The sequence below is a fragment of the Micrococcus sp. HMSC067E09 genome, assembly GCF_001812555.1.
In the GTDB taxonomy this organism is placed as follows: Bacteria; Actinomycetota; Actinomycetes; order Actinomycetales; family Micrococcaceae; genus Micrococcus; species Micrococcus lylae.
The window spans coordinates 1-22,689 of sequence record NZ_KV809437.1; the positions used below are offsets into that span (position 1 = coordinate 1).

Annotated in this window: 21 protein-coding genes and 3 tRNA genes; 10 read left to right on the forward strand and 14 right to left on the reverse strand. The window is 71.4% G+C overall.

Going from position 1 to position 22,689, the window contains the following annotated elements; genetic code table 11:
- Positions 1–70: 70 nt before the first annotated feature.
- Positions 71–421, reverse strand: a complete 351-nt coding sequence (locus HMPREF2863_RS05175) for a hypothetical protein (protein WP_070638573.1) — start codon at positions 419–421, stop codon at positions 71–73.
- Positions 422–464: 43 nt separating this feature from the next.
- A complete protein-coding gene (gene fbaA, locus HMPREF2863_RS05180) occupies positions 465–1,487 on the reverse strand; it encodes a class II fructose-bisphosphate aldolase (RefSeq protein WP_067191528.1) in 1,023 nt (340 codons plus the stop codon).
- A 251-nt stretch (positions 1,488–1,738) separates the two neighbouring features.
- Between fbaA and HMPREF2863_RS05185 the strand changes: the two genes are divergently transcribed.
- Both HMPREF2863_RS05185 and HMPREF2863_RS05190 read left to right on the forward strand, forming a co-directional pair.
- On the forward strand, positions 1,739–3,082 hold the full coding sequence (locus tag HMPREF2863_RS05185; RefSeq protein ID WP_070638576.1) for a lipase family protein: 1,344 nt from the start codon (positions 1,739–1,741) through the stop codon (positions 3,080–3,082).
- A gap of 51 nt (positions 3,083–3,133) precedes the next feature.
- Positions 3,134–4,030, forward strand: coding sequence for an SMP-30/gluconolactonase/LRE family protein (locus tag HMPREF2863_RS05190; RefSeq protein WP_070638579.1), 897 nt, complete (start codon positions 3,134–3,136; stop codon positions 4,028–4,030).
- A gap of 119 nt (positions 4,031–4,149) precedes the next feature.
- On the opposite strand, the gene HMPREF2863_RS05195 is transcribed toward HMPREF2863_RS05190, so the two are convergent.
- Together HMPREF2863_RS05195 and HMPREF2863_RS05200 are read right to left on the reverse strand one after the other, a co-directional pair.
- Positions 4,150–4,824: a TrmH family RNA methyltransferase gene (locus HMPREF2863_RS05195; protein ID WP_067191520.1), complete on the reverse strand. Its 675-nt coding sequence runs from the start codon at positions 4,822–4,824 to the stop codon at positions 4,150–4,152.
- Positions 4,821–5,201 (reverse strand): hypothetical protein, encoded by a 381-nt coding sequence (locus HMPREF2863_RS05200; protein WP_067191518.1) that lies wholly within the window; start codon positions 5,199–5,201, stop codon positions 4,821–4,823. Before HMPREF2863_RS05200 ends, HMPREF2863_RS05195 begins: the two co-directional genes overlap by 4 nt.
- A 63-nt stretch (positions 5,202–5,264) precedes the next feature.
- Between HMPREF2863_RS05200 and HMPREF2863_RS05205 the strand changes: the two genes are divergently transcribed.
- A complete protein-coding gene (locus HMPREF2863_RS05205) occupies positions 5,265–6,311 on the forward strand; it encodes a magnesium and cobalt transport protein CorA (RefSeq protein WP_067191516.1) in 1,047 nt (348 codons plus the stop codon).
- Positions 6,312–6,348: 37 nt separating this feature from the next.
- Here the strand turns inward: HMPREF2863_RS05205 and pyrE are convergent, their stop codons facing one another.
- Positions 6,349–6,930 (reverse strand): orotate phosphoribosyltransferase, encoded by a 582-nt coding sequence (pyrE, locus tag HMPREF2863_RS05210; RefSeq protein ID WP_087134184.1) that lies wholly within the window; start codon positions 6,928–6,930, stop codon positions 6,349–6,351.
- Positions 6,931–7,004: 74 nt separating this feature from the next.
- On the opposite strand from pyrE, the gene HMPREF2863_RS05215 reads away from it, so the two are divergent.
- Together HMPREF2863_RS05215 and nadE are read left to right on the forward strand one after the other, a co-directional pair.
- Complete coding sequence (locus tag HMPREF2863_RS05215; RefSeq protein WP_067191513.1) at positions 7,005–7,448, forward strand: MarR family winged helix-turn-helix transcriptional regulator; 444 nt, start codon at positions 7,005–7,007, stop codon at positions 7,446–7,448.
- Positions 7,449–7,632: 184 nt separating this feature from the next.
- The gene (gene nadE, locus HMPREF2863_RS05220) at positions 7,633–8,547 is read left to right on the forward strand and encodes an ammonia-dependent NAD(+) synthetase (protein ID WP_070638581.1); all 915 of its coding nucleotides are present in this window, start codon (positions 7,633–7,635) and stop codon (positions 8,545–8,547) included.
- Between the two features lie 164 nt (positions 8,548–8,711).
- Here the strand turns inward: nadE and HMPREF2863_RS05225 are convergent, their stop codons facing one another.
- Genes HMPREF2863_RS05225 through HMPREF2863_RS05235 form a run of 3 tightly spaced genes read right to left on the reverse strand, consistent with a single transcriptional unit; the run spans position 8,712 to position 10,986 of the window.
- Complete coding sequence (locus HMPREF2863_RS05225; RefSeq protein WP_067191510.1) at positions 8,712–9,515, reverse strand: hypothetical protein; 804 nt, start codon at positions 9,513–9,515, stop codon at positions 8,712–8,714.
- The gene (locus HMPREF2863_RS05230) at positions 9,512–10,507 is read right to left on the reverse strand and encodes an ABC transporter ATP-binding protein (RefSeq protein ID WP_246828831.1); all 996 of its coding nucleotides are present in this window, start codon (positions 10,505–10,507) and stop codon (positions 9,512–9,514) included. Before HMPREF2863_RS05230 ends, HMPREF2863_RS05225 begins: the two co-directional genes overlap by 4 nt.
- The gene (locus HMPREF2863_RS05235; RefSeq protein ID WP_070638583.1) at positions 10,504–10,986 is read right to left on the reverse strand and encodes a GntR family transcriptional regulator; all 483 of its coding nucleotides are present in this window, start codon (positions 10,984–10,986) and stop codon (positions 10,504–10,506) included. The genes HMPREF2863_RS05230 and HMPREF2863_RS05235 overlap by 4 nt, the downstream gene beginning before the upstream one ends.
- A gap of 322 nt (positions 10,987–11,308) precedes the next feature.
- On the opposite strand from HMPREF2863_RS05235, the gene HMPREF2863_RS05240 reads away from it, so the two are divergent.
- The 4 genes from HMPREF2863_RS05240 (at position 11,309) to HMPREF2863_RS05255 (ending at position 17,064) form a co-directional block, all read left to right on the forward strand.
- Entirely contained in the window at positions 11,309–12,136 is an 828-nt protein-coding gene (locus HMPREF2863_RS05240) for an exodeoxyribonuclease III (protein WP_070638586.1), read from the forward strand.
- Between the two features lie 24 nt (positions 12,137–12,160).
- Complete coding sequence (locus tag HMPREF2863_RS05245; RefSeq protein WP_070638589.1) at positions 12,161–13,180, forward strand: DUF8083 family protein; 1,020 nt, start codon at positions 12,161–12,163, stop codon at positions 13,178–13,180.
- 423 nt (positions 13,181–13,603) lie between these two features.
- Entirely contained in the window at positions 13,604–15,475 is a 1,872-nt protein-coding gene (locus HMPREF2863_RS05250) for a glycoside hydrolase family 13 protein (RefSeq protein WP_083315243.1), read from the forward strand.
- Between the two features lie 149 nt (positions 15,476–15,624).
- Positions 15,625–17,064, forward strand: coding sequence for an amino acid permease (locus tag HMPREF2863_RS05255; protein ID WP_070638592.1), 1,440 nt, complete (start codon positions 15,625–15,627; stop codon positions 17,062–17,064).
- Positions 17,065–17,344: 280 nt separating this feature from the next.
- Here the strand turns inward: HMPREF2863_RS05255 and HMPREF2863_RS05260 are convergent, their stop codons facing one another.
- The 4 genes from HMPREF2863_RS05260 to HMPREF2863_RS05275 form a co-directional block, all read right to left on the reverse strand.
- Positions 17,345–19,156: a BCCT family transporter gene (locus HMPREF2863_RS05260; protein ID WP_246828832.1), complete on the reverse strand. Its 1,812-nt coding sequence runs from the start codon at positions 19,154–19,156 to the stop codon at positions 17,345–17,347.
- A gap of 346 nt (positions 19,157–19,502) precedes the next feature.
- Positions 19,503–19,578: transfer RNA gene (locus HMPREF2863_RS05265), tRNA-Phe, on the reverse strand.
- 61 nt (positions 19,579–19,639) lie between these two features.
- Positions 19,640–19,713: transfer RNA gene (locus HMPREF2863_RS05270), tRNA-Asp, on the reverse strand.
- A gap of 133 nt (positions 19,714–19,846) precedes the next feature.
- A tRNA-Glu gene (locus HMPREF2863_RS05275) sits at positions 19,847–19,919 on the reverse strand.
- 111 nt (positions 19,920–20,030) lie between these two features.
- Here HMPREF2863_RS05275 and HMPREF2863_RS05280 point away from each other — a divergent pair.
- Positions 20,031–20,426 carry a metallopeptidase family protein gene (locus tag HMPREF2863_RS05280; protein ID WP_227718695.1) on the forward strand — a complete coding sequence of 132 codons (396 nt, stop codon included), beginning with the start codon at positions 20,031–20,033 and terminating at the stop codon, positions 20,424–20,426.
- 179 nt (positions 20,427–20,605) lie between these two features.
- Here HMPREF2863_RS05280 and HMPREF2863_RS05285 read toward each other — a convergent pair whose 3' ends face one another.
- Both HMPREF2863_RS05285 and HMPREF2863_RS05290 read right to left on the reverse strand, forming a co-directional pair.
- Positions 20,606–21,586, reverse strand: a complete 981-nt coding sequence (locus HMPREF2863_RS05285; protein WP_246828833.1) for a universal stress protein — start codon at positions 21,584–21,586, stop codon at positions 20,606–20,608.
- 159 nt (positions 21,587–21,745) lie between these two features.
- Entirely contained in the window at positions 21,746–22,567 is an 822-nt protein-coding gene (locus HMPREF2863_RS05290; RefSeq protein WP_246828834.1) for a spermidine synthase, read from the reverse strand.
- Positions 22,568–22,689 lie beyond the last annotated feature (122 nt).

Here is a 22,689-nt window from a genome sequence, read left to right on the forward strand (position 1 = left end):
GGCCGCTCACCTTGCGAGGTGAGCGGCCGCCGTCGTGCTGGAGGCCGGCTGCGGCGGGGCGGGCCCGCCGTCAGTCCTCGAGGCCGAGGTCCTTGGCCTGACGGTCCCAGTCGTCGCGGTCCCGGTCCCGCGCCTCGCGGCGGTCGGCGCGGGCCTCGAGACGTTCGATGCGATGTTCGAGGGACTCGCCGCCGCTCGCGCCTCCGCGCTCGACCGCGGGTCGACGGGGCGCGTCCCCGACCTGGTCCGACCAGGACTCCAGCTCGGAGAGCCGGTGCTCGAGCTCGTCCATGCGGTCGGACAGGCCGGAGCCCTCGAGGCCCTCGACGCTGCGGCCGGTGATCAGCTGGGCGATCTGCACGGCGCCCCAGACGAGGATCGCCACGATCGGGATCCAGGCGAACCAGGGAAGCATCTCCATCAGACCGCCTCCTCTCGAGAGCCCAGCCGGCGTTCCGGCAGCGTCACTTGATGGACTTCCCGGCGGAGCCGAGGTCCTGGCAGGCCTCCACGATGCGCTGGGCCATGCCGATCTCGGCCTTCTCGCCCCAGGTGCGCGGATCGTACATCTTCTTGTTGCCGACCTCGCCGTCGATCTTCAGGACGCCGTCGTAGTTCTGGAACATGTGGGTGACGACCGGACGGGTGAAGGCGTACTGGGTGTCCGTGTCCACGTTCATCTTGATGACGCCGTAGCGCACGGCGTCCGCGATCTCCTGCTCGGTGGAGCCGGAGCCGCCGTGGAAGACCAGGTCGAACGGGCGGTCCTTGCCGATCTTCGCGCCGACGGCCTGCTGGATCTCGTCCAGGATCTCCGGGCGCAGCTTCACGTTGCCCGGCTTGTAGACGCCGTGCACGTTGCCGAAGGTGAGCGCGGTGATGTAGCGGCCGTGCTCGCCGGAGCCGAGGGCCTCGACCGTGGCCAGGCCGTCCTCGACGGTGGTGTAGAGCTGGTCGTTGATCTCGTTGGCGACGCCGTCCTCCTCGCCGCCGACGACGCCGATCTCCACCTCGAGGATCTGCTTGTTGGCGGCGGTGCGGGCCAGCAGCTCCCTTGCGATCCTCAGGTTCTCGTCCAGGGTCTCGGCGGAGCCGTCCCACATGTGGGAGTTGAAGATCGGGTCGCGGCCGGCCTTCACCTCGGCCTCGGAGGCGTCCAGCAGCGGGCGGACGAAGCCGTCCAGCTTGTCCTTCGGGCAGTGGTCCGTGTGCAGGGCGATGGTGACGTCGTACTGCTTGGCGACCTCGCGGGCGAAGGCGGCCATGGCCAGGGAGCCCGCCACCATGTTCTTCATGTTCTTGCCGGAGAAGAACTCGGCACCGCCGGTGGAGACCTGGATGATGCCGTCCGAGCCGGCCTCGGCGAAGCCGCGGAGGGCGGCGTTCAGGGTCTGGGAGCTGGTGACGTTGATCGCCGGATAGGCGTAGCCGCCGTCCTTGGCGGCGTCGATCATCTCGGCGTACTTGTCCGGGGTTGCGATGGGCATGCTGCGCTCCTGTGCGTCGCGGTCGGGCGGACGGATCCGGCTCCGTGCTGTCACCGGCGGACACCCTCTCAGGTGGCGGACGCGTGCGCCCGCGCCGGTGCGGAGCCGCCGGCACCATCCTATCGGTGCGCCCGGGGCCCGCGGCGAGGTCTGGACGAAGGTCTCTTGCCCGCCGTCGGGCCGCTCCGTAGCGTGAGGTGCATCACACGCAGGCCGGCAGGCCCGCACCTGTCCCCCCACCCGAGGAACCCATGACCACCTCCCGCCCCTCCCGTCTGACCACCCTCGCCGCGGCCGTCGCGCTCGGCCTCGGCGCGACCTTCGCCGGCCCCGCCCCCGCCGCCGCACAGCAGGGCATGGGCCCCGAGCAGGAGACCGCCGTGCAGGAGCTGTCCACGGCCCCCACCACCGCGGAGCGGGCACAGTGGGACGCCGCCCGCACCGCTCTGGCCCAGGCCGCGGACGAGGACTTCTACGCCGCTCCGGACTCGATCCCCGGCACTCCCGGCGCGCTGATCCGCCAGGAGCCGATGGACTTCTACCTGGACCCGGTGAAGCTGATCCGCTTCCCCGCCACGGCCACGCGCATCATGTACTCCTCCGTGAGCGCCACGGGCGAGCCGATCGCCGTGACCGGCACCGTCCTCGAACCGGAGAAGGAGTGGACCGGCTCCGGCGAACGGCCGGTGATCGCCTACGCGGTGGGCACCCAGGGCGTGGGAGACCAGTGCGCCCCGTCCAAGACCCTGTCCACGGGAGAGCAGTACGAAGGCGTCGGCATCTCCACGCTGCTGAACAAGGGATACACCGTGGTGGTCACGGACTACGAGGGGCTCGGCACCGAGGGCCTGCACACCTACATGGTCCGGCAGTCCCAGGCGCACACCGTGCTGGACTCCGTCCGGGCGGCTGCCGGGCTCGAGGGCTCGGGCGTGACGGCCACGTCCCCGGTGGCGATCGCCGGCTACTCCCAGGGCGGTGGCGCCGCGGCTGCAGCCGCCGAGCTCGCGGGCGAGTACGCACCGGAGCTGGACGTGAAGGCCGCCTACGCGGGCGCTCCCCCGGCGGACCTGACCCAGGTGGCCGACGCGATCGACGGGGGCGGCTCGGCCGCGTTCCTGCTCTTCGCCATGGCGGGCCATTTCGAGGCCTACGGTGTGGACCCGAGCCTGTACCTCAACGCCCTGGGCATGCAGACCCTCGAGAAGGCCTCCACCGCCTGCATCTCGGACGGCTCAGCGTTCGCCGACCTGGACTCCTCCACCATCACCAGTTCAGGCCAGTCCTTCCCGGAGCTGGTGCGCAGCGACCGACTGCTCGCCGGCATCCTCGCCGACCAGCGACTCGGGCATCAGGGCCGTCATCCGGAGATGCCGGTGATGATCGCCCACTCGCTGACCGATGACGTCATCCCGTACCGGACCGGCCGTGAGCTGGGGCACCGCTGGTGCGCGGAGGGTGCGCAGGTGCGCTTCGACCCGGTCTTCACCCCGACCCACGTGGGCGGCTATGTGGCCGCGCTGCCGCGCGCGACCGGCTTCCTCGACGCCGCGCTGAACGACCGCCGGACCGCCGACTCGTGCGGCTGGTTCTGAGCGTCGGCTAGCGTCAAGGGCAGGACCGTCCCGCCCACCGAAGGAGCAGACATGCGCGCCGAGCAGCTCACCGATCCCATCGCCTACCACGGCGAGGGCCCCGTCTGGGCCGACTCCTGGGGCACTGCCGCCGAGGGCGTGACCGCCGGCGGCGGCCTGCGCTGGGTGGACATGCTCGCCGGGGATGTCCTGGCCCTGCGCGCCGACGGCACGGTGGACCGCACGCACGTCGGCGACGTGGCCGCCGCGCTGCGCCCACGCACCGGGGGCGGGGCCGTCGTCGCGGTGGAGCGGGGCTTCGCCCTGATCTCGCCCGAAGGCGAGCTGACGACGCTGCCCGAGCTGTGGGGCGCGGACGCGGGGATCCGGATGAACGAGGGCGGCTGCGACCCAGACGGCCGGTTCCACTGCGGCACCATGGCCTACGCGAAGACCCCCGGGGCCGCGAACCTCTACCGGCTCACCCCCGCACCCGACGGCGGCGCGGGCGAGGTGGACGTCGTGCTGACCGGCTCGACGACGTCCAACGGCCTCGAGTGGAGCCCGGACGGCACGCGGGCCTACTACAACGACACCCCCACCCGGCAGGTGGCCGTGTTCGACTACTCCCGCGAGGAGGGCCTGACGGACCGGCGCGTGCTCGTGGACGTGCTCGACGGCGAGGGCAAGCCGGACGGACTCACCGTGGATGCCGAGGGCGGCATCTGGGTTGCGGTGATCAGCCACGGCCAGATCCACCGGTACACGCCGGAGGGGACCCTGGACGAGGTGGTGGAGGTCCCCGTGCAGAAGACCACGGCGTGCACCTTCGGCGGCGACGACCTCGGCACCCTCTACATCACCACCTCCTGGGAGAACATGGAACGCGGGGAGGACCCGCTGGCCGGGGCCCTGTTCGCCGTCCGCCCGGGGGTGACGGGCCTGCCGGCCCGGCCCTTCGCGGGCTGAACCGCCCGCCTTTCCCCCCGCCCCGCGCGATCCCACGGCGTCATGCCGGGAGGGGCAGCGGACGGTCGCCCCGGCGCCGCGCCTGCCACCAGGCTCAACAACCTCCCTGGACATCACACCTAGGGCGACGGCGGCGCCGCGTCCGCGTGCTGCCGGATCCACGCGTGCATCGCGATGCCGGCGGCCACGCCCGCGTTGATCGAACGGGTGGAGCCGTACTGCGCGATGGACAGCACCGCGCTCGACGCCGCCCGCATCTGTTCCGAGAGCCCCGGTCCCTCCTGACCGAAGACCAGCACGCAGGCGCGGGGGAAGTCGAAGGTCTCCAGCGGCACCGACTCGGGGAACAGGTCCACGCCGAGCACCGGCAGCCCCTCCTCGGCCGCCCACGCAGCGAACGCCGCCACCGTGTCATGGTGGTGCACGTGCAGGTACCGGTCCGTGACCATGGCGCCACGGCGGTTCCAGCGGCGCCGGCCGATGATGTGGACCCCGGCGGCGTTGAACGCGTTGGCGGTGCGGACCACCGTGCCGATGTTCAGGTCGTGCTGCCAGTTCTCGATGGCCACATGGAACGGGTGCCGCCGCGCATCGAGGTCCGCGACGATCGCCTCGAGGCTCCAGTACCGGTACCGGTCCAGCACGTTGCGGCGGTCCCCCTCGCGCAGCAGGTCTGCATCGAAGCGCGGGTCCTGCGGCCACGGGCCCTCCCAGGGGCCCACCCCGACCACACGCTCCGGCGCCTCACCCTCCGAAGGTGAGGCGCCGTCGTCGTGAAGCGGGCGGGAGCTCACGCGACGCGGGGAGCCTTCGCATCCACCAGCACTTTCGAAGCGCCGGCGGCCGCGGCGGTCACGGCCAGCACGGCCGGCCACGCGCCGATCTTCTTGGCCAGCGGATGGGAGGCTCCGAAACCGCCCAGATACAGCGCCGCCAGCCCACCGGTGACGGCCGGTCCGCCCTTGGCCAGCCAGGTGCGGCCGGCCAGCAGGCCTGCGGCGCCGAGCAGCACGCCGCCCAGCGGACGGATGCCGGTCTCACGGGCGGTGACGTAGCCGCCCAAGAGCCCGAGCGCCACCACGGGCGCGGTGTTCACCGCCTCGGCGGGCAGGAGGGACTTGCCGTCTCGGACGGCCTCGACGGTCTGGGTCTGGGTGATCTTCTCGCTCATGGCTCCACCGTACGCCCGGAAGCCTGGAGGCGGCCCGGAAGGGAACAGGCGCACAATGGTCAGGTGACGATCATCGACAACGCCGTCTACAAGAACGGCAGACGCATCCTCGCGCCGACCTCGTTGGACCAGACCTGGCGGGCCCTGAAGGAGTCCGGTGACCTGGCCTGGCTGGGCATGTACCGGCCGGACGCCCACGAGCTGCAGGAGGTCGCGGACGAGCTGCACCTGCACGAGCTGGCCGTGGAGGACGCGCTGTCCGGCGGGCAGCGCGCCAAGCTCGAGCACTACGGCGAGGACTGGTTCATGGTCCTGCACCCGGCGCGGTACATCGACGAGACGGAGACCGTGGAGTTCGGCGAGATCGGCGTCTTCTCCGGGGACGACTACGTGGTCACCGTGCGCCACGCCGAGGAGCCGGACCTGGCCGCCGTGCGCCACTCCCTGGAGCGCGACAGCCCGGACCGGCTCGCGCTCGGCCCCTGGCAGGTGACCTTCGAGATCCTGGACAAGGTGGTGGACGACTACTTCCCGGTGGCCGACGGCCTCGAGCAGGACATCGGAGAGATCGAGGACCAGATCTTCGCCGGCGACGCGCATGTGTCCCGCCGCATCTACGAGCTCTCCCGCGAGGTGCTGAACTTCCAGCACGCCATCCGCGCGCTGCCGACCATGGTGGACCAGCTCCAGGACGACGCACGGGCACGCCTGCACGCGGACGAGGCCGGGGAGTCGAGTGCGGCGTCCCAGGGCGCGGCGATCGAGGTGGAGAACCTGCGCCGCCTCCGCGACGTCCACGACCACGCCGTGCAGATCAACGAGCGCGTGGCCGCCATGCGCGCAATGCTGAACAGCGCGCTGGAGCTGGACTCCACGCTGGCGTCCAAGCGGCTGGCCGAGCAGTCGATCGAGCAGAACGAGCAGGTCAAGCGCATCTCGTCCTGGGCTGCGATCATCTTCGCCCCGCAGCTGGTGGGGTCGATCTACGGCATGAACTTCGATCGCATGCCCGAGCTGCACTGGGCGTTCGGCTACCCGTTCGCGCTGACGCTGATGCTGACCGTGGCCGTGGTGCTGTGGGTGCTGTTCAAGCGGGCCGAATGGCTGTGAGTGCTGTTCAAGCGGGCCGAATGGCTGTGAGCCGGGCTCAGTCCAGGCCGAGCTCGTCCTTGCCGAAGGCGTAGAGGTAGGGCACCCCGGCCTCCTCGGCGATGCGCTCGGCGGCGCCGGTGTTCCGGTCCACGATCACGGCCACGGCCTGCACGTCGCCGCCGGCCCTGCGCACGCCCTCGACGGCGGTCAGCGCCGAGCCGCCGGTGGTGGAGGTGTCCTCGAGCACCACGACCTTCCGGCCGTCCACACCCGGGCCCTCGACCTGACGGCCCATGCCGTAGGACTTCTGGGCCTTGCGCACCACGAACGCGTCGAGCGCGCGGCCCTCGGCACCGGCGGCGTGCATCATCGCGGTGGCCACCGGGTCCGCCCCCATCGTGAGGCCGCCCATGGTCTCGTACTCGACACCGGCGTCCTCGAGCATCCGCAGCATCACCCGGCCGATCAGCGGCGCGGCCTCATGGTGCAGGGTCACGCGGCGCAGGTCCACGTAGTAGTCGGCCTCCTTGCCGGAGGACAGGGTGACCCTTCCGCGGACCACGGCGAGCTGCTGGATGAGCTCTTTCAGGCGGGCACGGTCCTGCTCGGGGGTGGGGGCTGCGGTGTTCTCGCTCATGCCCCTCATGCTAGCGGCGCTCGGCGGAGCGGCACCCCTGCCCCGTAACCTGGTTCGGCGCTAGCCTGACGGCCATGGACGAGAACGCACGCACCACCGAGACGTCCCGCCATGCCGGTCTGCCGCTGGCCCACTGGATCACGCAGACGGAGGGCCTGATCACCGCCCGCGTCGCCGCCTCGCTCGAAGAGCACGGGCTCACCCGCGCGCAGTGGCAGATGCTCAACGCCCTCACCGCAAGCCCGCTCAGCTCGGAGGAGGTCACCGCGGGCTTCGCCCCGGAACTGTCCGAGACCGCGCTCGCCGAGCTGCACGAGCTGGTGGAGGCGGCGTGGGTGGCCGTCGAAGGCGACCTGTTCACCCTCACCGCCACCGGTCGCGAGGCCGGCGAGCGCGTGGCCGAGGCCGTGGACCGGCTCCGCGCCGAGGCGATCGGCGACCTGCCCCGGGAGGACTACGAGACCACCCTGGCCGCCCTGCGCACCATCGCCCGGAACCTGGGGCATCCGGAGGCCTGAGGCTCCGTCCCGCCCCGACCCACGGGCGCGGGCGAGGGACGCCGACTCCGCCACGATGCAGACGCCGCCACAAGGCCGACCGACGGGGCGGGTGCGGGACGCCGCGGAAGCGGTGTGCCGCCGTCGGGAAACGGCCGAGGAGCACGACTCCCGCCGGAAACACGCCGCGAGTAGGCTTCGGCGCATGCGTGAGCTGCAGCAGAAGATCATCGAGGAGATGGGCGTCAAGCCCGCGATCGACCCCGCCGAGGAGGTCCACCGCAGGGTGCGCTTCCTGGCGGACTACCTGCAGTCGACCGGCGCGGCCGGGTTCGTGCTCGGCATCTCCGGCGGCGTGGACTCCACCGCCGCCGGCCGCCTGGCGCAGCTGGCCGTGGAGAGGGCGCGTGCCGAGCTGGGCGTGACCGACGCCGTCGCCATGGGCGGGCCCGTGCTGCGCGGCGGCGAGGCCCCGAGGCCGACCGCCGAGACCCTGCCGAAGCCCTCGCACCGGAACCCGCAGTTCACCGCCGTGCGCCTGCCCTACAACGTGCAGGCTGACGAGGCGGAGGCGCAGCAGGCCATGGACTTCATCGACGCGGACATCGACCGCACGCTGGACATCGCCGACGGCGTGGACGGCGTGACGGAGGCCTTCGCGGCGGCCACCGGGGAGCCGATCTCCGACTACAACAAGGGCAACGTGAAGGCCCGCGTGCGCATGGTGGCCCAGTACGCCCTGGCCGGCCAGCACGGCCAGCTCGTGGTGGGCACGGACCACGGCGCCGAGTCCGTGACCGGCTTCTTCACCAAGTTCGGCGACGGCGGCGCGGACGTGCTCCCCCTGTTCGGCCTGAACAAGCGCCAGGTGCGGGCCGTGGCCAAGGAGCTCGGGGCGCCGGAGGTGCTGTGGGCGAAGGTGCCGACCGCCGACCTGCTGGACGGCAGCCCGGGCCGCGCGGACGAGGACGAGCTCGGCCTGACCTACGAGCACATCGACGACTACCTCGAGGGCCGTCAGGTGCCCGAGGACGTGGCGGACAAGATCGAGGCCGTCTGGCTGCGCAGCCGCCACAAGCGCACCACCCCGGTGACGATCCTCGAGGACTGGTGGCGCTGAGGCCGTGGCGCTGAGGCCGTGAGCGGTGGGACGGGGAGTGGCTGCGTGTATCGAAGCCGTTGCGTGTATCGAACTTAGGCCGTCCAGGCCCGGATCGGCCGCCTCCGGCCCAAGTTCGATACACGCTCGGACGTCCGAGGGTGTGACCACGTCCCGCGCCGGCCCTACCGTGCGACCGGAGCCCGGCCCAGCAGCAGGCGGCTGAGCATCGCGGCGGCCGCGGCCACGGCAAGGACCAGGGACGAGAGCTTCAGCAGCGCGTCCTCGGCGAGGAAGCCCATCACGTCCACGCCCAGGGCCAGCAGCAGCGTGGCACCGCCGAGCAGCACCACGGCCAGGATCAGGAATCCTCCGATCACACCCCACTGCTTCCAGCGCAGCCAGGCGATGGCGATGCAGCCCCCGAGCAGCAGGGACGCCAGTCCCACGCAGAAGGCGACCAACGCCGCCGTGCCGAGGTGTCCGTCCCCGAGGGTCGCCACGTCGAAGACCCGGGCGCCGTCGGTGAACCACGTGCCGGTGGCCTGCTCGAGCACCAGGAAGACCACCACCACGGCGGCGGAGTACACCGCCTGCAGCAGCGCCCACACGAGGGTGCCGCGCCAATACTCGCCGCGCGTGCAGCCGAGCATGCCGACCGCATAGGGCATGGTCCGCACGTAGGAGAACGCGCCCACGCTCGCAAGGAATCCGGGCAGCATCCACAGGACCCCCATGTTCCCGCGGAAGAACTGGGAGAGGTCGGTCTCCGCGGGCACCACGTACGCCTTCAGCACCAGGTACACGGCCACGGAGAACAGCGTGAGCAGGGCGAACGTCACGGGGGTGGTGACGAGCATCCCGGTCAGGTCCGAGTAGTGCAGTCGCACCACGCGCAGCCACCGGTGCGGCAGGGTGCGGTCGTCGTGATGGGCCGTCGGCTTCCCGACGACGGCCCGTCCGTCGGTCTGTGCGGTCGCCGTGGTCATCGGGTCGCCTCCTGGTCGTGGGCTCGGGCCTCGGCGATGCCGTGCGGCGCGGCGCCGAGTGCCGCGATGAGGTCCTGCAGGCCGACCGGGCCGATCTCGAGCCCGCTCTCTGCGGCCCGACGGTGCATCGCGGCGTCCGGGGTGCCGAGCACCACGGCCGAGGCGAGACCGCCGATGCGGTGGGTCTCGAGGACCTGGCGGTCGCCGGTGGCGGCCTCCACCGCCTTCGCCGGCCCGGAGACCGTGAAGGCCAGCTCGGCGATGTCCTCGGCGCTGGCGTCCACGAGGAGGCGGCCGTCGTCGATCACCAGGACCTGCTCGAAGAACCCCTCGACCTCGCCGATCAAGTGGGTGGACATGAGGATCGTGCGGGGGTGCTCGGCGTAGTCGCGCAGGAGCGCGTCGTAGAAGCGGCGTCGAGCGGTGGGGTCAAGTCCGAGGTAGGGCTCGTCGAGGAAGGTCAGCGGCGCCCGTGAGGCGAGTCCCGCCACGATCGCCACGGCCGAGAGCTGCCCGCGGGAGAGCTTGCGGATCTTGTGGTTCAGCGGGAGCCGGAACGTCTCGACGAGCTCGTCGGCGAAGTCCGCGTCCCAGTGCGGCAGGAACAGCGGGCACGTGGTGAGGACGTGGCGGACGGCGAAGGTGTCCGGGTAGGCCTGGTTCTCGCGTGCAAAGCAGAGCTGCGTGAGCACGGCGGCGTCGTCGAACGGCTCCCGGCCGAACACCTGCAGGGTGCCCGCGCTGGGGCGGTCCTGGCCGGAGATCAGGGACATGAGCGTGGTCTTGCCTGCGCCGTTGGCGCCGAGCAGTCCGCAGATGGTGTTGGGGGCGATGTCGAAGCTGACGTCCTGCAGCGCGCGGACCTCCCCATAGCGGCGGGCCAGGCCGCGGACGCTCACCGCGGCGTCCGGAGACATCGGGGCGTCCGCGGAGAGGGGACGGACCGTGGGCGGGAACTCGAGAACGGGCGTGGCCGTCGGCGCGGTGCTCATCGCATTCCTCCTGCCTCAGCGGCACCGGGGCTCCGGCGTACTGACGCCTCCGCCGGCTGCCGTCCGTCCGTGCTGGCGGGCTCCCCGGCGGCGTCGGTGACGGCGCCTTCGGCGCTGACCGCCCGCTCGCTCACCAGCTCGACGATGTCCTCACGCTGCAGTCCGAGGCGCTGCCCCTCGGCGACCATCGGGTCCACGTAGTCCTCGGCGAACCGTTCGGTCCGCTGGGCCAGCAGACGTCCACGTGCCCCCTCGGCCACGAACATCCCGATGCCGCGTCGCTTGTAGAGCAGTCCGGCGTCCACGAGGAGGTTGATGCCCTTGTTGGCGGTCGCAGGGTTGATGCGCAGGTGGAGGGCGAACTCGTTGGTCGAGGGGATCTGCGTCTCCTCCGGGTAGCTGCCGTCCACGATGCCGCGCTCGATCGTCTGCGCAAGGGTGCGGAACAGGGGCTGTCCGTGCGGGTCTGTGCTGGCCATCTCGACTCCCGTCCGAGCTTCAGTGGTTCATTACTTGTGTAACTAACCTAAGTGCCTTCCGCGTCCGAGGCAAGACCCGAGCCGAGGCGCCGCGGCGCCGTTGGGCGAAGAGAGAGGACCCGGTTGCGGGTGCCGAAGGATGCCGTTGCGTGTGCCGAAGGATGCGGTTGCGTGTATCGAACCTGGGCCGTCCAGGCCCGGATCGGCCGGCTCCGGCCCAAGTTCGATACACGCTCGGACGTCCGAGGGTGTGACCGCCCGCCGACGCCGCCCCGAGACCGCCCGTTCCCACCCGCCCCGCGCCCTTCGATAGCCTGGCCGGGTGAAGATCGCGACCTGGAATGTGAACTCCCTCCGTGCCCGCGCCGACCGTGTGGAGGCGTTCCTGGAGCGTCAGGACATCGACGTCCTGGCCATCCAGGAGACGAAGTGCAAGGACGAGAACTTCCCGTGGGAGCTGTTCGAGCGCGCCGGCTACGAGGTGGCGCACAACGGCTTCTCCCAGTGGAACGGCGTGGCCATCGCCTCGCGCGTGGGCCTTGAAGACGTGCAGCGCGGCTTCGAAGGCCAGCCGCACTTCGGCAAGGGCGGCAAGGACCCGCATGAGGAGGCCCGTGCGATCGGCGCGACGGTCGGCACCGAGTCCACGGACGGTGCCGCCCCGGTGCGCCTCTGGAGCCTCTACGTGCCCAACGGCCGCGGGCTGCAGGACGAGCACATGGTCTACAAGCTGGACTGGCTCTCCACCCTCAAGGACCTCACCGCCGCGCAGCTGGCCGAGTCCCCGGACCTGCGCCTGGCCCTGACCGGCGACTGGAACATCGCGCCGCAGGACGAGGACGTCTGGGACATGCAGTTCTTCCTGGACAACGAGCTGACCCACGTCTCCGAGCCGGAGCGCTCGGCCTTCCGCTCCTTCACCGACGCCGGCTTGGTGGACGTCGTCCGTCCCCGCCACCCCGGCCCGGGCGTCTACACCTACTGGGACTACAAGGCGCTGCGCTTCCCGAAGAAGGAGGGCATGCGCATCGACTTCCAGCTCTGCTCCCCCGCCCTGGCCGAGTCCGTCGAGGACGCCTGGATCGACCGCGACGAGCGCAAGGGCAAGGGCGCCTCGGACCACGCGCCGGTCATCGTCGACTACCGCTGACCGGCGCCCGGTCGCACCGCAGCCATGGACGCGATCGCGCACCTGCGCGTCTTCGAGCCGGCCGAGGCGTTCCCCGCCGCCCTCGGCCCGGTGCTCGCGGACGCCGCCGGCCGTGACCGTGCCGACGTGGAGGCCGAGGCGGACCGCCGCACCCTGGCGCGCGTGACCCGCCGCCGTGTGGATCCGTTCCCGCATCCGCAGCAGCCGGACCTCGTCCGCGCGCTCACCCACCCGGACGGCCGCGTCCGCTTCTGCCCGGACCAGCTCGCCCGCCGCGCCGCCTACTCGGCGGCCTCCCTGGAGCGCCTGTTGGAGCCGGAGCAGTTCGCCGCCCTCATCCCCGAGGAGGCACGACGACGGCACACCGCCGCGCTCGACGCCTCCCCCGATCCCTCGGTCGCCTCCGACACCGATGCGCCCGGCACCGCCACGGACGGCACCGACGGCGAGGACCTCTCCGGCGACGACCGTCTCGGGGCAGGACTGCGGGGCCGGGACTCCCGCCCGGAGTTCGCCCGCCCCGGCTCGGCGATCCGCACCCGCTCCTCGCTTTGGGGCGTGCCGCACTCGTGGCTGCTGCTGTTCGACCCGGACGAGGACCTCGCCCGCGCAGCCGCACAGGGATCCGCACCGACGGGCGCGGAGGACGGCTCGGCCTGCGCCGAGGGCGCCGACACCTTCGACGACGAGGGCACCCGCGCCACACCCGACCGCCCGTTCCGCGCCCGCCGCACGGTGGGCCTGCTGGACGCGCTCGTCCGCTGCGGTCGGGCGGCCCGGATCCTGCGGGACCACGCCCCGGACGCGGACCTGAACGGGGAGCTGACCGAGCTGTCCGGGTGGCTGGAGCTGTTCGGCCCGGACGCCGTGGTGGAGCTCGACTACGGCCGACTCACCCCGTACGTCTGGCCGGACGAGTCGCCCTACGACCTCTGGACGCTGCTGACCTGCCTGGAGGAGCAGGACGAGTCCACCGCGGCTGTCGCTCAGGAGCGGCTGAACCGCCGCTGGGGCCTGCTCACCCTCCACGCGCGCGCCAACTGAGCCGAACGCCCCAGCCAACTGGGCCGAACGCCCCGGTCAAACGGGCCGGCCCAGGTGAGCTGCCGTCGTCGGGACGCCGGACCGACCCAGGTGAGCTGCCGTCGTCGCCACCCTTCGATCCGATTCAGCGCGTGCGTGGCGTGCTCCGAATCGGATCGAGGGCTTCGGGAACCAGATCGGTTCGAGGGCTTCGGGGTCCAGATCGGATCGAGGGCGAGGGCTTCGGGATCCAGGACCCTGTCGCCGGACGGACCGGCGCCTCCAGCCCCTGCTCACCCACCCCGCCCCGTGCGCTACCCCACACCGCCACACCCCGGCACCTCCAGCCCCCTGCTCACCCACCCCGCCCCGTGCGCTACCCCACACCGTCACACCCTGCCGCCGCCTGGCATGGCCGCACCGCACAGCCCTAGGCTGGTCGGCATGACCTCGCAGCCCCTGAGCACGCCGCCGTCGGAAGCCCGCAACCGCCCCCACAACCCGTGGTGGGTGGACGCTGTGATCTATCAGGTGTATCCGCGCTCCTTCGCGGACGGCAACGGGGACGGCATGGGAGATCTGCCGGGCGTGACCGCGAAGATCCCGTACCTGGCCGAGCTCGGCGTGGACGCGGTGTGGCTGTCTCCGTTCTACCGCTCCCCGCAGGCGGACGGCGGCTATGACGTCGCGGACTACCGGGACATCGACCCGCGCTTCGGCACCCTCGCGGATGCAGACGAGCTGATCCGCACGGCGCACGAGGCGGGACTGCGGATCATCGTGGACCTGGTCCCGAACCACACCTCGGACGAGCACCCCTGGTTCCAGGCCGCGCTGGCCTCTGCCCCCGGCTCCCCCGAGCGCGCCCGCTACCACTTCGCCGACGGCCGCGGCGAGGACGGCTCCGAGCCGCCGAACAACTGGGAGTCCACCTTCGGCGGCCGCGCCTGGACCCGCACCACAGACCCGGACGGCACCCCGGGCCAGTGGTACCTGCACCTGTTCGACTCCAAGCAGCCGGACCTGAACTGGGACAACCCGGAGGTCCACGAGGAGATGGAGTCCGTGCTGCGCTTCTGGCTGGACCGCGGCGTGGACGGCTTCCGCATCGACGTGGCCCACGGCATGGTCAAGCAGGAGGGCCTGCCGGACGCGGACCACACCCGCATGGGCATGGTCACGGACGCCGTCGAGGACCACGACCCGGACTTCGACGTGGATGCGTTCGAGCCGGCGATGCCGTTCCTGGACCAGGACGGCGTGCACGAGATCTACCGCTCCTGGCGCCGCGTCCTGGACGCCTACGACCATGAGCCGATGATGGTCGCCGAGGCCTGGGTCTCCCCGCTGCCCCGCATGTTCCGCTATGTCCGCGAGGGAGAGTGCCAGCAGACCTTCAACTTCACCTACCTGATGTCCGGGTGGGACGCGGAGTCCATGGCGTCGGCGATCGACCGCTCCATGGTGGAGGCCGCCAAGGTCGGCGCCACGAACACGTGGGTGTTGTCCAACCACGACACGGTGCGCCACACCTCCCGCTACGGCCTGTCCGACCCGTCCTCCTACCCGGACGGCATCACCGCGGAGGACGAGCAGCCGGACGAGGAGCTGGGCCGCTTCCGCGCCCGCGCCGCCGCACTGGTGGAGCTGGGCCTGCCCGGCTCGGCGTACGTCTACCAGGGCGACGAGCTCGGCCTGCCCGAGCACACCACCCTGGCCGCCGAGTACCGCCAGGACCCGTACTTCTTCCGCACGGACGGCGCCGAGCCCGGCCGTGACGGCTGCCGCATCCCCATGCCGTGGAGGGCCGAGGCCCCGGGCCACGGCTTCGCCGTGAACCACGACGACGGCGCGGCGGCGTCATCGGACGACGTCGCCTCACCGGGTGAGGGTGTCGCTGCGGCGCCGAGGACCGACGGCATCCCGGCGGCCCCGTGGCTGCCCCAGCCGGAGTCCTTCGCCCGCTACGCCGCCGACCGACAGGTGGAGGTCCCGGGCTCCTTCTACGAGCTGTACCGGCACCTGCTCTCGGTGCGCGGCGAGCTGGAGATGGGCGTGGGCCGCTTCGCATGGTCCGACCGCCACGACCCTGACGACGGCGTCGTCGCCTTCACCGTCACCAGCGGCGGGGGGCGGCACCTCGGATCCGGCGAGCCGATCCCGGAGCAGACCGTGCTGGTGATCGCCAACCTCGGTGAGGACGAGGTGGAGCTGCCCGCAGGCCACCGCGTGCTGGCGCGCTCGGACCGCGAGCCGGGGGCCCCCGACGCCGTCGCTGCCCTGCTGCCGGACACCGCCGCCTGGCTCTTGGTGTGACCTTCCGCGGGGTGGAAACCGCAGGCCACCAGGCGGACGCGGCGTGTTGAACACGTACGAACACGTACGGAGTGGCGCGGAGTGTGACCTGGGTCCACAATGGTGAGTCGTCTCACCCATGACCCCACCGCTTCGGAGGAGCCACCACCATGGCACACACCCCTGAAGGGGCCCCGGCACGATCTGCCACGGACCCCGGCCTGCAGCGCGGCCTGAGCACCCGTCACATCGTCTTCATCGCCCTCGGCACCGCCATCGGCACCGGCCTGTTCTACGGTTCAGCACCGGCCATCCAGACCGCCGGCCCCGCCGTGATCCTCGCCTACGCGGTCGCAGGCCTCGCCGTGTTCATGGTGATGCGCGCCCTCGGCGAGATGGCCGTGCGCGAGCCCGTCTCCGGTTCCTTCGGCGCCTACGCACACCGCTATCTGGGCCCCTTCGCCGGCTTCGTGACGGGCTGGACCTACGTGTTCGAACTGTCGATCGTGGTGATCGCGGACGTCACCGCCGTGGCCGTGTACATGCAGTTCTGGTACCCGGGCACCCCCGCCTGGCTGTGGATCGGCGCCTGCATCCTGTTCATCGGTGCCGTCAACCTCACCCATGTGGGCAACTTCGGCGAGCTCGAGTTCTGGCTCTCGATCGTCAAGGTGGTCGCGATCCTCGGCATGATCGTCGGGGGTCTGATCCTGATGGTCATGGGAATGAGCTATGACGGAGAGACCAGCGCCGGCCTGCACAACCTCGTGGACCACGGCGGGTTCATGCCCGAGGGCCTCACCGGCGTGCTGCTGGCGTTGGCGATCGTGATCTTCTCCTTCGGCGGCATCGAGACCATCGGCATCACCGCCGGCGAGGCCAAGGACGCCTCCGGCGCCCTGCCGAAGGCCATCAACACCGTGCCCGCCCGCATCCTGATCTTCTACGTGGGCACCATGGTCGTGATCATGTCCCTGGTCCCGTGGAACCAGGTCAGCGGCCAGAACTCCCCGTTCGTGGAGATCTTCGACACCCTGGGCATCCCCTTCGCCCCGCACATCCTGAACTTCGTGGTGCTCACCGCCGCGGTGTCCGCCGTGAACGCCTGCACCTACTCGATCGGCCGCCTGCTCTACGCCATGGCCGGTGACGGGCACGCCCCGCGCGCCTTCCGCACCGTCTCCGACCGCGGCGTGCCGTGGGCCGCCGTGGGCCTGGTCCTCGCCGTGATGGTGGTCGGCGCCCTCATCAACACCTTCATGGAGGACGTGTTCGTGACGGTCGCCCAGGTGGCCACCTTCGCCGTGGTCTTCACCTGGACGATGATCCTCATGACGCACCGTGGCATGCGCAAGACCATGGCCCGCCACGGGGAGAGCCCCGGTACGTTCGCCCTGCCGGGCGGCGCCTTCACCACCTGGGCCACCACGGCCTTCATCGCGCTGGTCATCGGCCTGCTCGCCTGGGACCCTCAGAGCCGCCAGGCGCTCGTCATCGGCGTGGTCTGGCTGGCCGTGTTGACGGCCGCCTGGTTCCTGGGCGCCCGCCGCCACGGCCACCGCAACGCGCGCACCGGACAGATGCCCCTGGCGGCCGAAGAGTACCGCTGACGACTACCCCTGACCGGCGTCCAGGCGCGCGGCGCGAGCATCAGGCGCCCGGCGTCCCAAGGCACCCTGCGCCAGGCATCAGGCGCCCGGCCCCTGCGCCAGGCATCAGGCGCCCGGCCCCTGCGCCAGGCACCCTGCACCCTGCACCAGGCGCAAGGCGCAAGGCGCAAGGCACCAGGCGCGAGGCATCCTGCACCACGGCGACGGCCCCGGCGACCTTCTCTGCGGAAGGCGCCGGGGCCGTCGTCGCCCCGGTACGGGGGCAGAGCGAGTCAGCGGATCAACGCGAATCGGACGCTGAGGAGCCCTCTCCGCTCGGCGGGGTCACCGTGATGACGTCGTCCGGACCGGCCGAGGCCATCTGCGCGATGCGGTGCTTGCCTTCACGGCTGAGCGAGGCCCACCACTGCGAAGCCGTGGCAGGACCGTCCACGACCTCGTCGTCCGTGTCCAGACCCAGGTGGTTCTTGATGGACGCCAGCTGGGCCCGACGGCGCACAGCCTCCACCCGGGCCACCGAGTAGGACAGGGTGCGCAGCGTGGACACGCACATCACCAGCATCAGCACGGAGAACGGCAGACCGATGGTGATCGCCAGCGTCTGGATGGCGGACAGGCCGCCGGCCATGAGCAGGGCCGCCGCCATGAAGGCGGTGGCGATCGCGAAGAAGAGGCGGATCCATACCTTCGGCTCCGGGTCGCCGCCGGTGGCGAGCATGCCCATCACCAGGGAGCCGGAGTCCGAGGAGGTCACGAAGAAGACCGCAGACAGGATGATCGCACCGATGATGAGCATGGTGCCGGCCGGCAGCTGCTCCAGCACCTGGAACAGGGCGGAGTTCGCGTCGATCGTGCCGTCGTCGCCCACCACGGAGGCGTAGCCCTCCGGCTTCACGGTCTCGTAGTAGATGGCGATGCCGCCCAGGACGCCGAACCACAGGACGGAGATCAGGGTCGGCACGGCCAGCACGCCCATGATGAAGGCACGCACGGTGCGGCCACGGGAGATGCGGGCGATGAAGATGCCGACGAACGGCGTCCACGACATCCACCAGCCCCAGTAGTACGCGGACCAGCCGGCCTGCCAGGCGTCGCCCTCCTCGCCGTTGAAGGCGGAGACGTTCAGGGAGTTGCTCAGGAAGCCCTGCATGTAGGCGCCGAAGGACTGCACCATCTCCTTGAACAGGTAGGCGGTGGGGCCCGCGAACGCCAGGAACAGCAGGAGACCGGCTGCCAGGACGAGGTTGAAGTTGGACAACCACTTCATGCCGCGGGCCACACCGGAGACCACCGTGTAGAGGACCACCGCGGTCACGCCGGCGATCATCACGTACTCGAGCCAGGTCGAATCCTCGGCCACGATGCCCAGCGAGCGCAGACCCGCGGCCATCTGGGTCACGCCCAGGCCGAGAGAGGTGGCGACGCCGAACACGGTGCCGATGAGGGCGATGTTGTCGACTAGGTTGCCCCAGCCGCCACGGGTGTTCTTCTCACCGATCAGCGGCTCGAAGGCCCAACGCAGGGACAGCGGACGGCCGCGGCGGTGGATCGCCAGGCCCACGCCCACGCCGACGACCGCGTAGATGGCCCAGGGCTGCAGACCCCAGTGCATGAAGGTGGTGGACAGGGCGTCCTGCGCCAGCTGGCCCGTGTTCGGGTCCGCGGCCGCCACGTCCGGGCGGGGGCTCACGAAGTGGCTGAGCGGCTCGGTCATCCCGTAGAACACCAGGCCGATGCCCATGCCCGCCGCGAAGAGCAGCGAGAACCAGGACAGGGTGGAGAACTCCGGCTCCTCGTCCGGGTGGCCCATGGTGATCTGGCCCTTGCGGGAGAAGCCCAGGTACAGGCAGAAGAAGACGAAGATGAGCGCCACGAGGGCGTACCACCAGGAGAAGTTCGCGATGATCGCGGACTGCACCGAGCCGATCGCGGTCTCCATCGGCTCCGGGAACGCCAGCGTGGCGCCCACGAAGGCGAGGATCACGATGGCGGAGGGCCAGAACACCCAGCCCTTGAGCTTTCCGGTGCCGGGCACGAGCTCGACGTCGGAGCCGTGCGGCCGCTCGGGCGTGATGTCGGTGCTGCCGTCCACGCCGGGGGCGGTGGCCGCATCCACGGCGGCGTCAGAGGCCGGGCGATCTCCCGGCGGGGTCGATGAATCAGTGCTGTTCGATGAAGGCGGAGTGGAAGTCACGCCTTATGACACTAGTTGCCGTGGCTCCGCAATGCCACGTTCGGGTGAACGGCATCACGTCACCCGCGCAGAGCGTACAATACGAGCCCGCACAGACGTCCCGGCCCTCGCGTGAGGACCGGGACCCTGGGAGGAGATCAGTTGCAGTAGATCTCGAAGTAGTACTGAGGCCCGGACGTCTCACGCGCCGCCCCCCGCACATAACGAAAGAGGCCCCCGCTTCCGCGAGGGCCTCCTTCTGACGTGGTGGCTCCGACCGGCGTCGATCCGGTGACCTTTCGATTTTCAGTCGAACGCTCTACCAACTGAGCTACAGAGCCCGATGACTCATCGTCACCAAGATCCTCCGTCACCGGCATTCCGGTGGTCGGAACATCCGAGCGACCCTGACGGGACTTGAACCCGCGACCTCCGCCGTGACAGGGCGGCGCGCTAACCAACTGCGCCACAGGGCCATGTTCATTTTATCGCTTCGGAGGACTCTTCGGCCCTTCGCAACGAGTAGAAACTCTACCAGGGAGTCTCCCACCTGTCCAAATCGGCAGAGAGGTGATCTCCACCACGCTGCACACAACGGGTGGCCAGGCGTACCCCCAACGGGATTCGAACCCGTGTCGCCGCCGTGAAAGGGCGGTGTCCTAGGCCACTAGACGATGGGGGCCTGCCGCTCGCGCGCACGCGTGGCGGACCCCCTGAGTCTAGAGTGGGCCTCCAGGCCCCGCAAATCCCCGGCGGCCCGCACCGGACCCGACCAGACCGCCCCAGGAGCGCCGTGACGCCCGAGCACCACACCCCCGACGAGCACCTCGAGTGGATGACGGAGCAGGAGTTCGACGACGCCGTCTCCGCCGCCCTGGCGCGGATCCCGGACGAGCTCGCCCGGCTGCTCACCAACGTGGTCGTGGTGGTCGAACAGGAGTACGAGCCGGAACCGTGGGAGGACCCGGACACCGAGCTGCTCGGCCTCTACGACGGCATCCCGCTCACCGAGCGCGCCGAGATGCCCTGGCAGCTGCCGGACCGGATCGTGGTCTTCCGCGGCCCGCTCACCCGCCACTGCCGCTCCCGCGCCGAGCTGGAGGACGAGATCACCGTGACCGTCATGCACGAGGTCGGCCACTTCTTCGGCATCGAGGAGGACCGCCTCCACGAACTCGGCTGGGGCTGACACCTCAGCTTCCCGACGACGGCCGCTCCCCTCCTCCTGTCCCCTCGCCCCTGCCCGGGACCGCGCCGAGCCGCGCCGGCGGGAGCGGACCGGACACGACCAGACCCCCTCGTCCTCCGGGGAAGGCGAGGGGGTCTCGTGCCGGTGAGGGGCCGTCGTCGGGAAGCGGCCCTGCAGGCTCAGTCCTGCTGGTCCAGCAGCGGACCGAAGTCCTTGCGGGAGGCCAGGCGGTCGTCCTCGCGGAACGGGACGATGAGCACCGGGCCCTTGGCATGCACGGAGACGCCCTGGCTGGTGGAGCCCAGCAGCGCGCCGGCGAAGCCGCCGAGGCCGCGGGTGCCGAGCACGGTGAGGCGGGCGGTCGTGGTCTGCGCGGCCAGGACCTCCACCGGGGCGCCGTCCAGCAGCTCGGTGGTGACGGTCAGATCCGGGTGCTCGTGGCGCATCCAGGCGGCACCGGCCTCGAGCCGCTGCTGGAGGTCGTCGATCATCGCCTGCTCGTCCACGGAGACCGACAGCCACGCGGTGGACGCGGCCACCGGCGGGACCACGGAGACCATGTGCAGCGGGGCCTGGCGGATGCGGGCCTCCTCCGCGGCCACGAGGGCGGCGGCGCGGCCCTGCTCGGACCCGTCCACACCGACCACCACGGCGGCGTCGCCGCCGGCGCGGGAGGCGTCCTCACCGGCCGGGATGATCGCGACCGGGCAGTGTGCGTGGCCCGGCAGGGCCGAGGAGACCGAGCCGAGCAGGCGGCCCAGGAAGCCGCCGCGGCCGCGGGCGCCGGAGACCAGCATGTCCGCGTCACGGGAGAGGTCCACGAGCACGCCGGCGGCGTCGCCGATCTCCACGCGCAGGGTCGGGCGCACGCCGTCCGCCTCGAGCTTGGACTCGACGGACTTCAGCATCGTCAGGACGCCCTCGCGCAGGGCGGTGTCGTCGGCGAGCTGGCCGCCGACCTCGCCGGCGTAGCCCCAGAAGGCCGGGATGGTGTAGGCGGTGACGAGGGTGAGCGGGACGCCGCGGGCGCCGGCCTCACGCTGGGCCCAGCGGGCCGCGGAGATTGACTGGTCCGAGCCGTCCACGCCCACGACGACGCCCAGACGGTCGGCGGTCTCCTCCCCGGCGGCGGGGGCGGTGGTGTTCGGGTCCATGGGCATGCGGGGCCTCCTTCGGCGACGGCGGTGCCGGGATCCACGCTGACCCCGACGGTGCCCTTCCAGACTACTCCTGTGCGGGGCCTGAGGGCGGGGTCTCAGGAGCGGGGTTAGGGGCGGGGGCGGGGGTGGAACTCAGGGGCGGGGGCGGGGGCGGAGGCCTCAGGGGCGGGGTCTCGCCCCGGCAGTGAAGTTCTCCACCGAGTCCACGAGCCGGGCGGGCACGGGGTCCGAGAGAAGGGTGCGGGCCAGGGCGGAGGGGCCGCCGAGGGACTCGTCCGTGAGCGGAACGTCCGAGGCCGCGGCGATGACGTTGCCGCGGCGGCGGCCCTTGAGCATGGTCGCATCCGCCATGACCTCCACATGGGGGAAGACCTCGCACAGCGCGGCCACCTCCTGGCGGACCGAGGTCAGGTCCGGGCCGCCGCCGATGTTCATGAGGTACACCCCGCCGGGGGTGAGGACGGAGGCGGCAGAGGCAGCGGCCGAGACCCCGGTGAGGTGCTCCGGGGTGACGTGGAGGGCGTCGGGGTCGTCCGAGACGGGGGCGAAGACGTCCCGGAAGACGACCTCGCGGGTGCCGGGGCGCATGCCGGCGAGGACCTCACCCGCCTCCCCGACGCGGATCTTCAGCTGCGGGGCCCGCGGCAGCTCGAAGCGCGTGCGGGCCAGCTCGGCCAGCCCGGCGTCCAGCTCCACGGCCACCTGGTGCGCCTGCGAGTAGACGGCCGTGACCCAGCGGGCGAAGGTGCAGCCGGCGCCGCCCAGGTGCAGGACGCGGATCCGCTGGTCGGTGGCGAAACGGTGGGTGAGGACGGCCGCGGCCCAGCGCATGTACTCGAAGCCCAGCTCCGTCGGGGTGTCCGGGTTCAGCTGGGAGGACTCCACGCCGTTGACGCGCAGCAGGAAGGCACCGGGCGTCCACGGGTCCGGCTCGATGGTCGCGGTGCCCGAGCTGATGGGAAAGGTGCCGGCCTCGATCATGGCTCCATCCTCCCGCATCGGTGCGGTGTCCCCGCACCTGCGCGAAGTGGTGAGGTGCCCCCGCTGCGCTGACTCGTGGGATGCCCCCTGCGCCTACTGGTGAGGTGCCCCCGCTCCCTGCG

Bases quoted from the DNA above. Each gene is read 5' to 3' on its own strand.
- HMPREF2863_RS05215 (WP_067191513.1), top strand. From the start codon at position 7,005: ATGGACGAGAACGCACGCACCACCGAGACGTCCCGCCATGCCGGTCTG.
- nadE (WP_070638581.1), top strand. From the start codon at position 7,633: ATGCGTGAGCTGCAGCAGAAGATCATCGAGGAGATGGGCGTCAAGCCC.
- HMPREF2863_RS05190 (WP_070638579.1), top strand. From the start codon at position 3,134: ATGCGCGCCGAGCAGCTCACCGATCCCATCGCCTACCACGGCGAGGGC.
- HMPREF2863_RS05185 (WP_070638576.1), top strand. From the start codon at position 1,739: ATGACCACCTCCCGCCCCTCCCGTCTGACCACCCTCGCCGCGGCCGTC.
- HMPREF2863_RS05245 (WP_070638589.1), top strand. From the start codon at position 12,161: ATGGACGCGATCGCGCACCTGCGCGTCTTCGAGCCGGCCGAGGCGTTC.
- HMPREF2863_RS05200 (WP_067191518.1), bottom strand. From the start codon at position 5,201: ATGAGCGAGAAGATCACCCAGACCCAGACCGTCGAGGCCGTCCGAGAC.
- HMPREF2863_RS05290 (WP_246828834.1), bottom strand. From the start codon at position 22,567: ATGATCGAGGCCGGCACCTTTCCCATCAGCTCGGGCACCGCGACCATC.
- HMPREF2863_RS05285 (WP_246828833.1), bottom strand. From the start codon at position 21,586: ATGCCCATGGACCCGAACACCACCGCCCCCGCCGCCGGGGAGGAGACC.
- HMPREF2863_RS05230 (WP_246828831.1), bottom strand. From the start codon at position 10,507: ATGAGCACCGCGCCGACGGCCACGCCCGTTCTCGAGTTCCCGCCCACG.
- HMPREF2863_RS05235 (WP_070638583.1), bottom strand. From the start codon at position 10,986: ATGGCCAGCACAGACCCGCACGGACAGCCCCTGTTCCGCACCCTTGCG.
- HMPREF2863_RS05175 (WP_070638573.1), bottom strand. From the start codon at position 421: ATGGAGATGCTTCCCTGGTTCGCCTGGATCCCGATCGTGGCGATCCTC.
- HMPREF2863_RS05225 (WP_067191510.1), bottom strand. From the start codon at position 9,515: ATGACCACGGCGACCGCACAGACCGACGGACGGGCCGTCGTCGGGAAG.
- HMPREF2863_RS05255 (WP_070638592.1), top strand. From the start codon at position 15,625: ATGGCACACACCCCTGAAGGGGCCCCGGCACGATCTGCCACGGACCCC.
- pyrE (WP_087134184.1), bottom strand. From the start codon at position 6,930: ATGAGCGAGAACACCGCAGCCCCCACCCCCGAGCAGGACCGTGCCCGC.
- HMPREF2863_RS05250 (WP_083315243.1), top strand. From the start codon at position 13,604: ATGACCTCGCAGCCCCTGAGCACGCCGCCGTCGGAAGCCCGCAACCGC.
- fbaA (WP_067191528.1), bottom strand. From the start codon at position 1,487: ATGCCCATCGCAACCCCGGACAAGTACGCCGAGATGATCGACGCCGCC.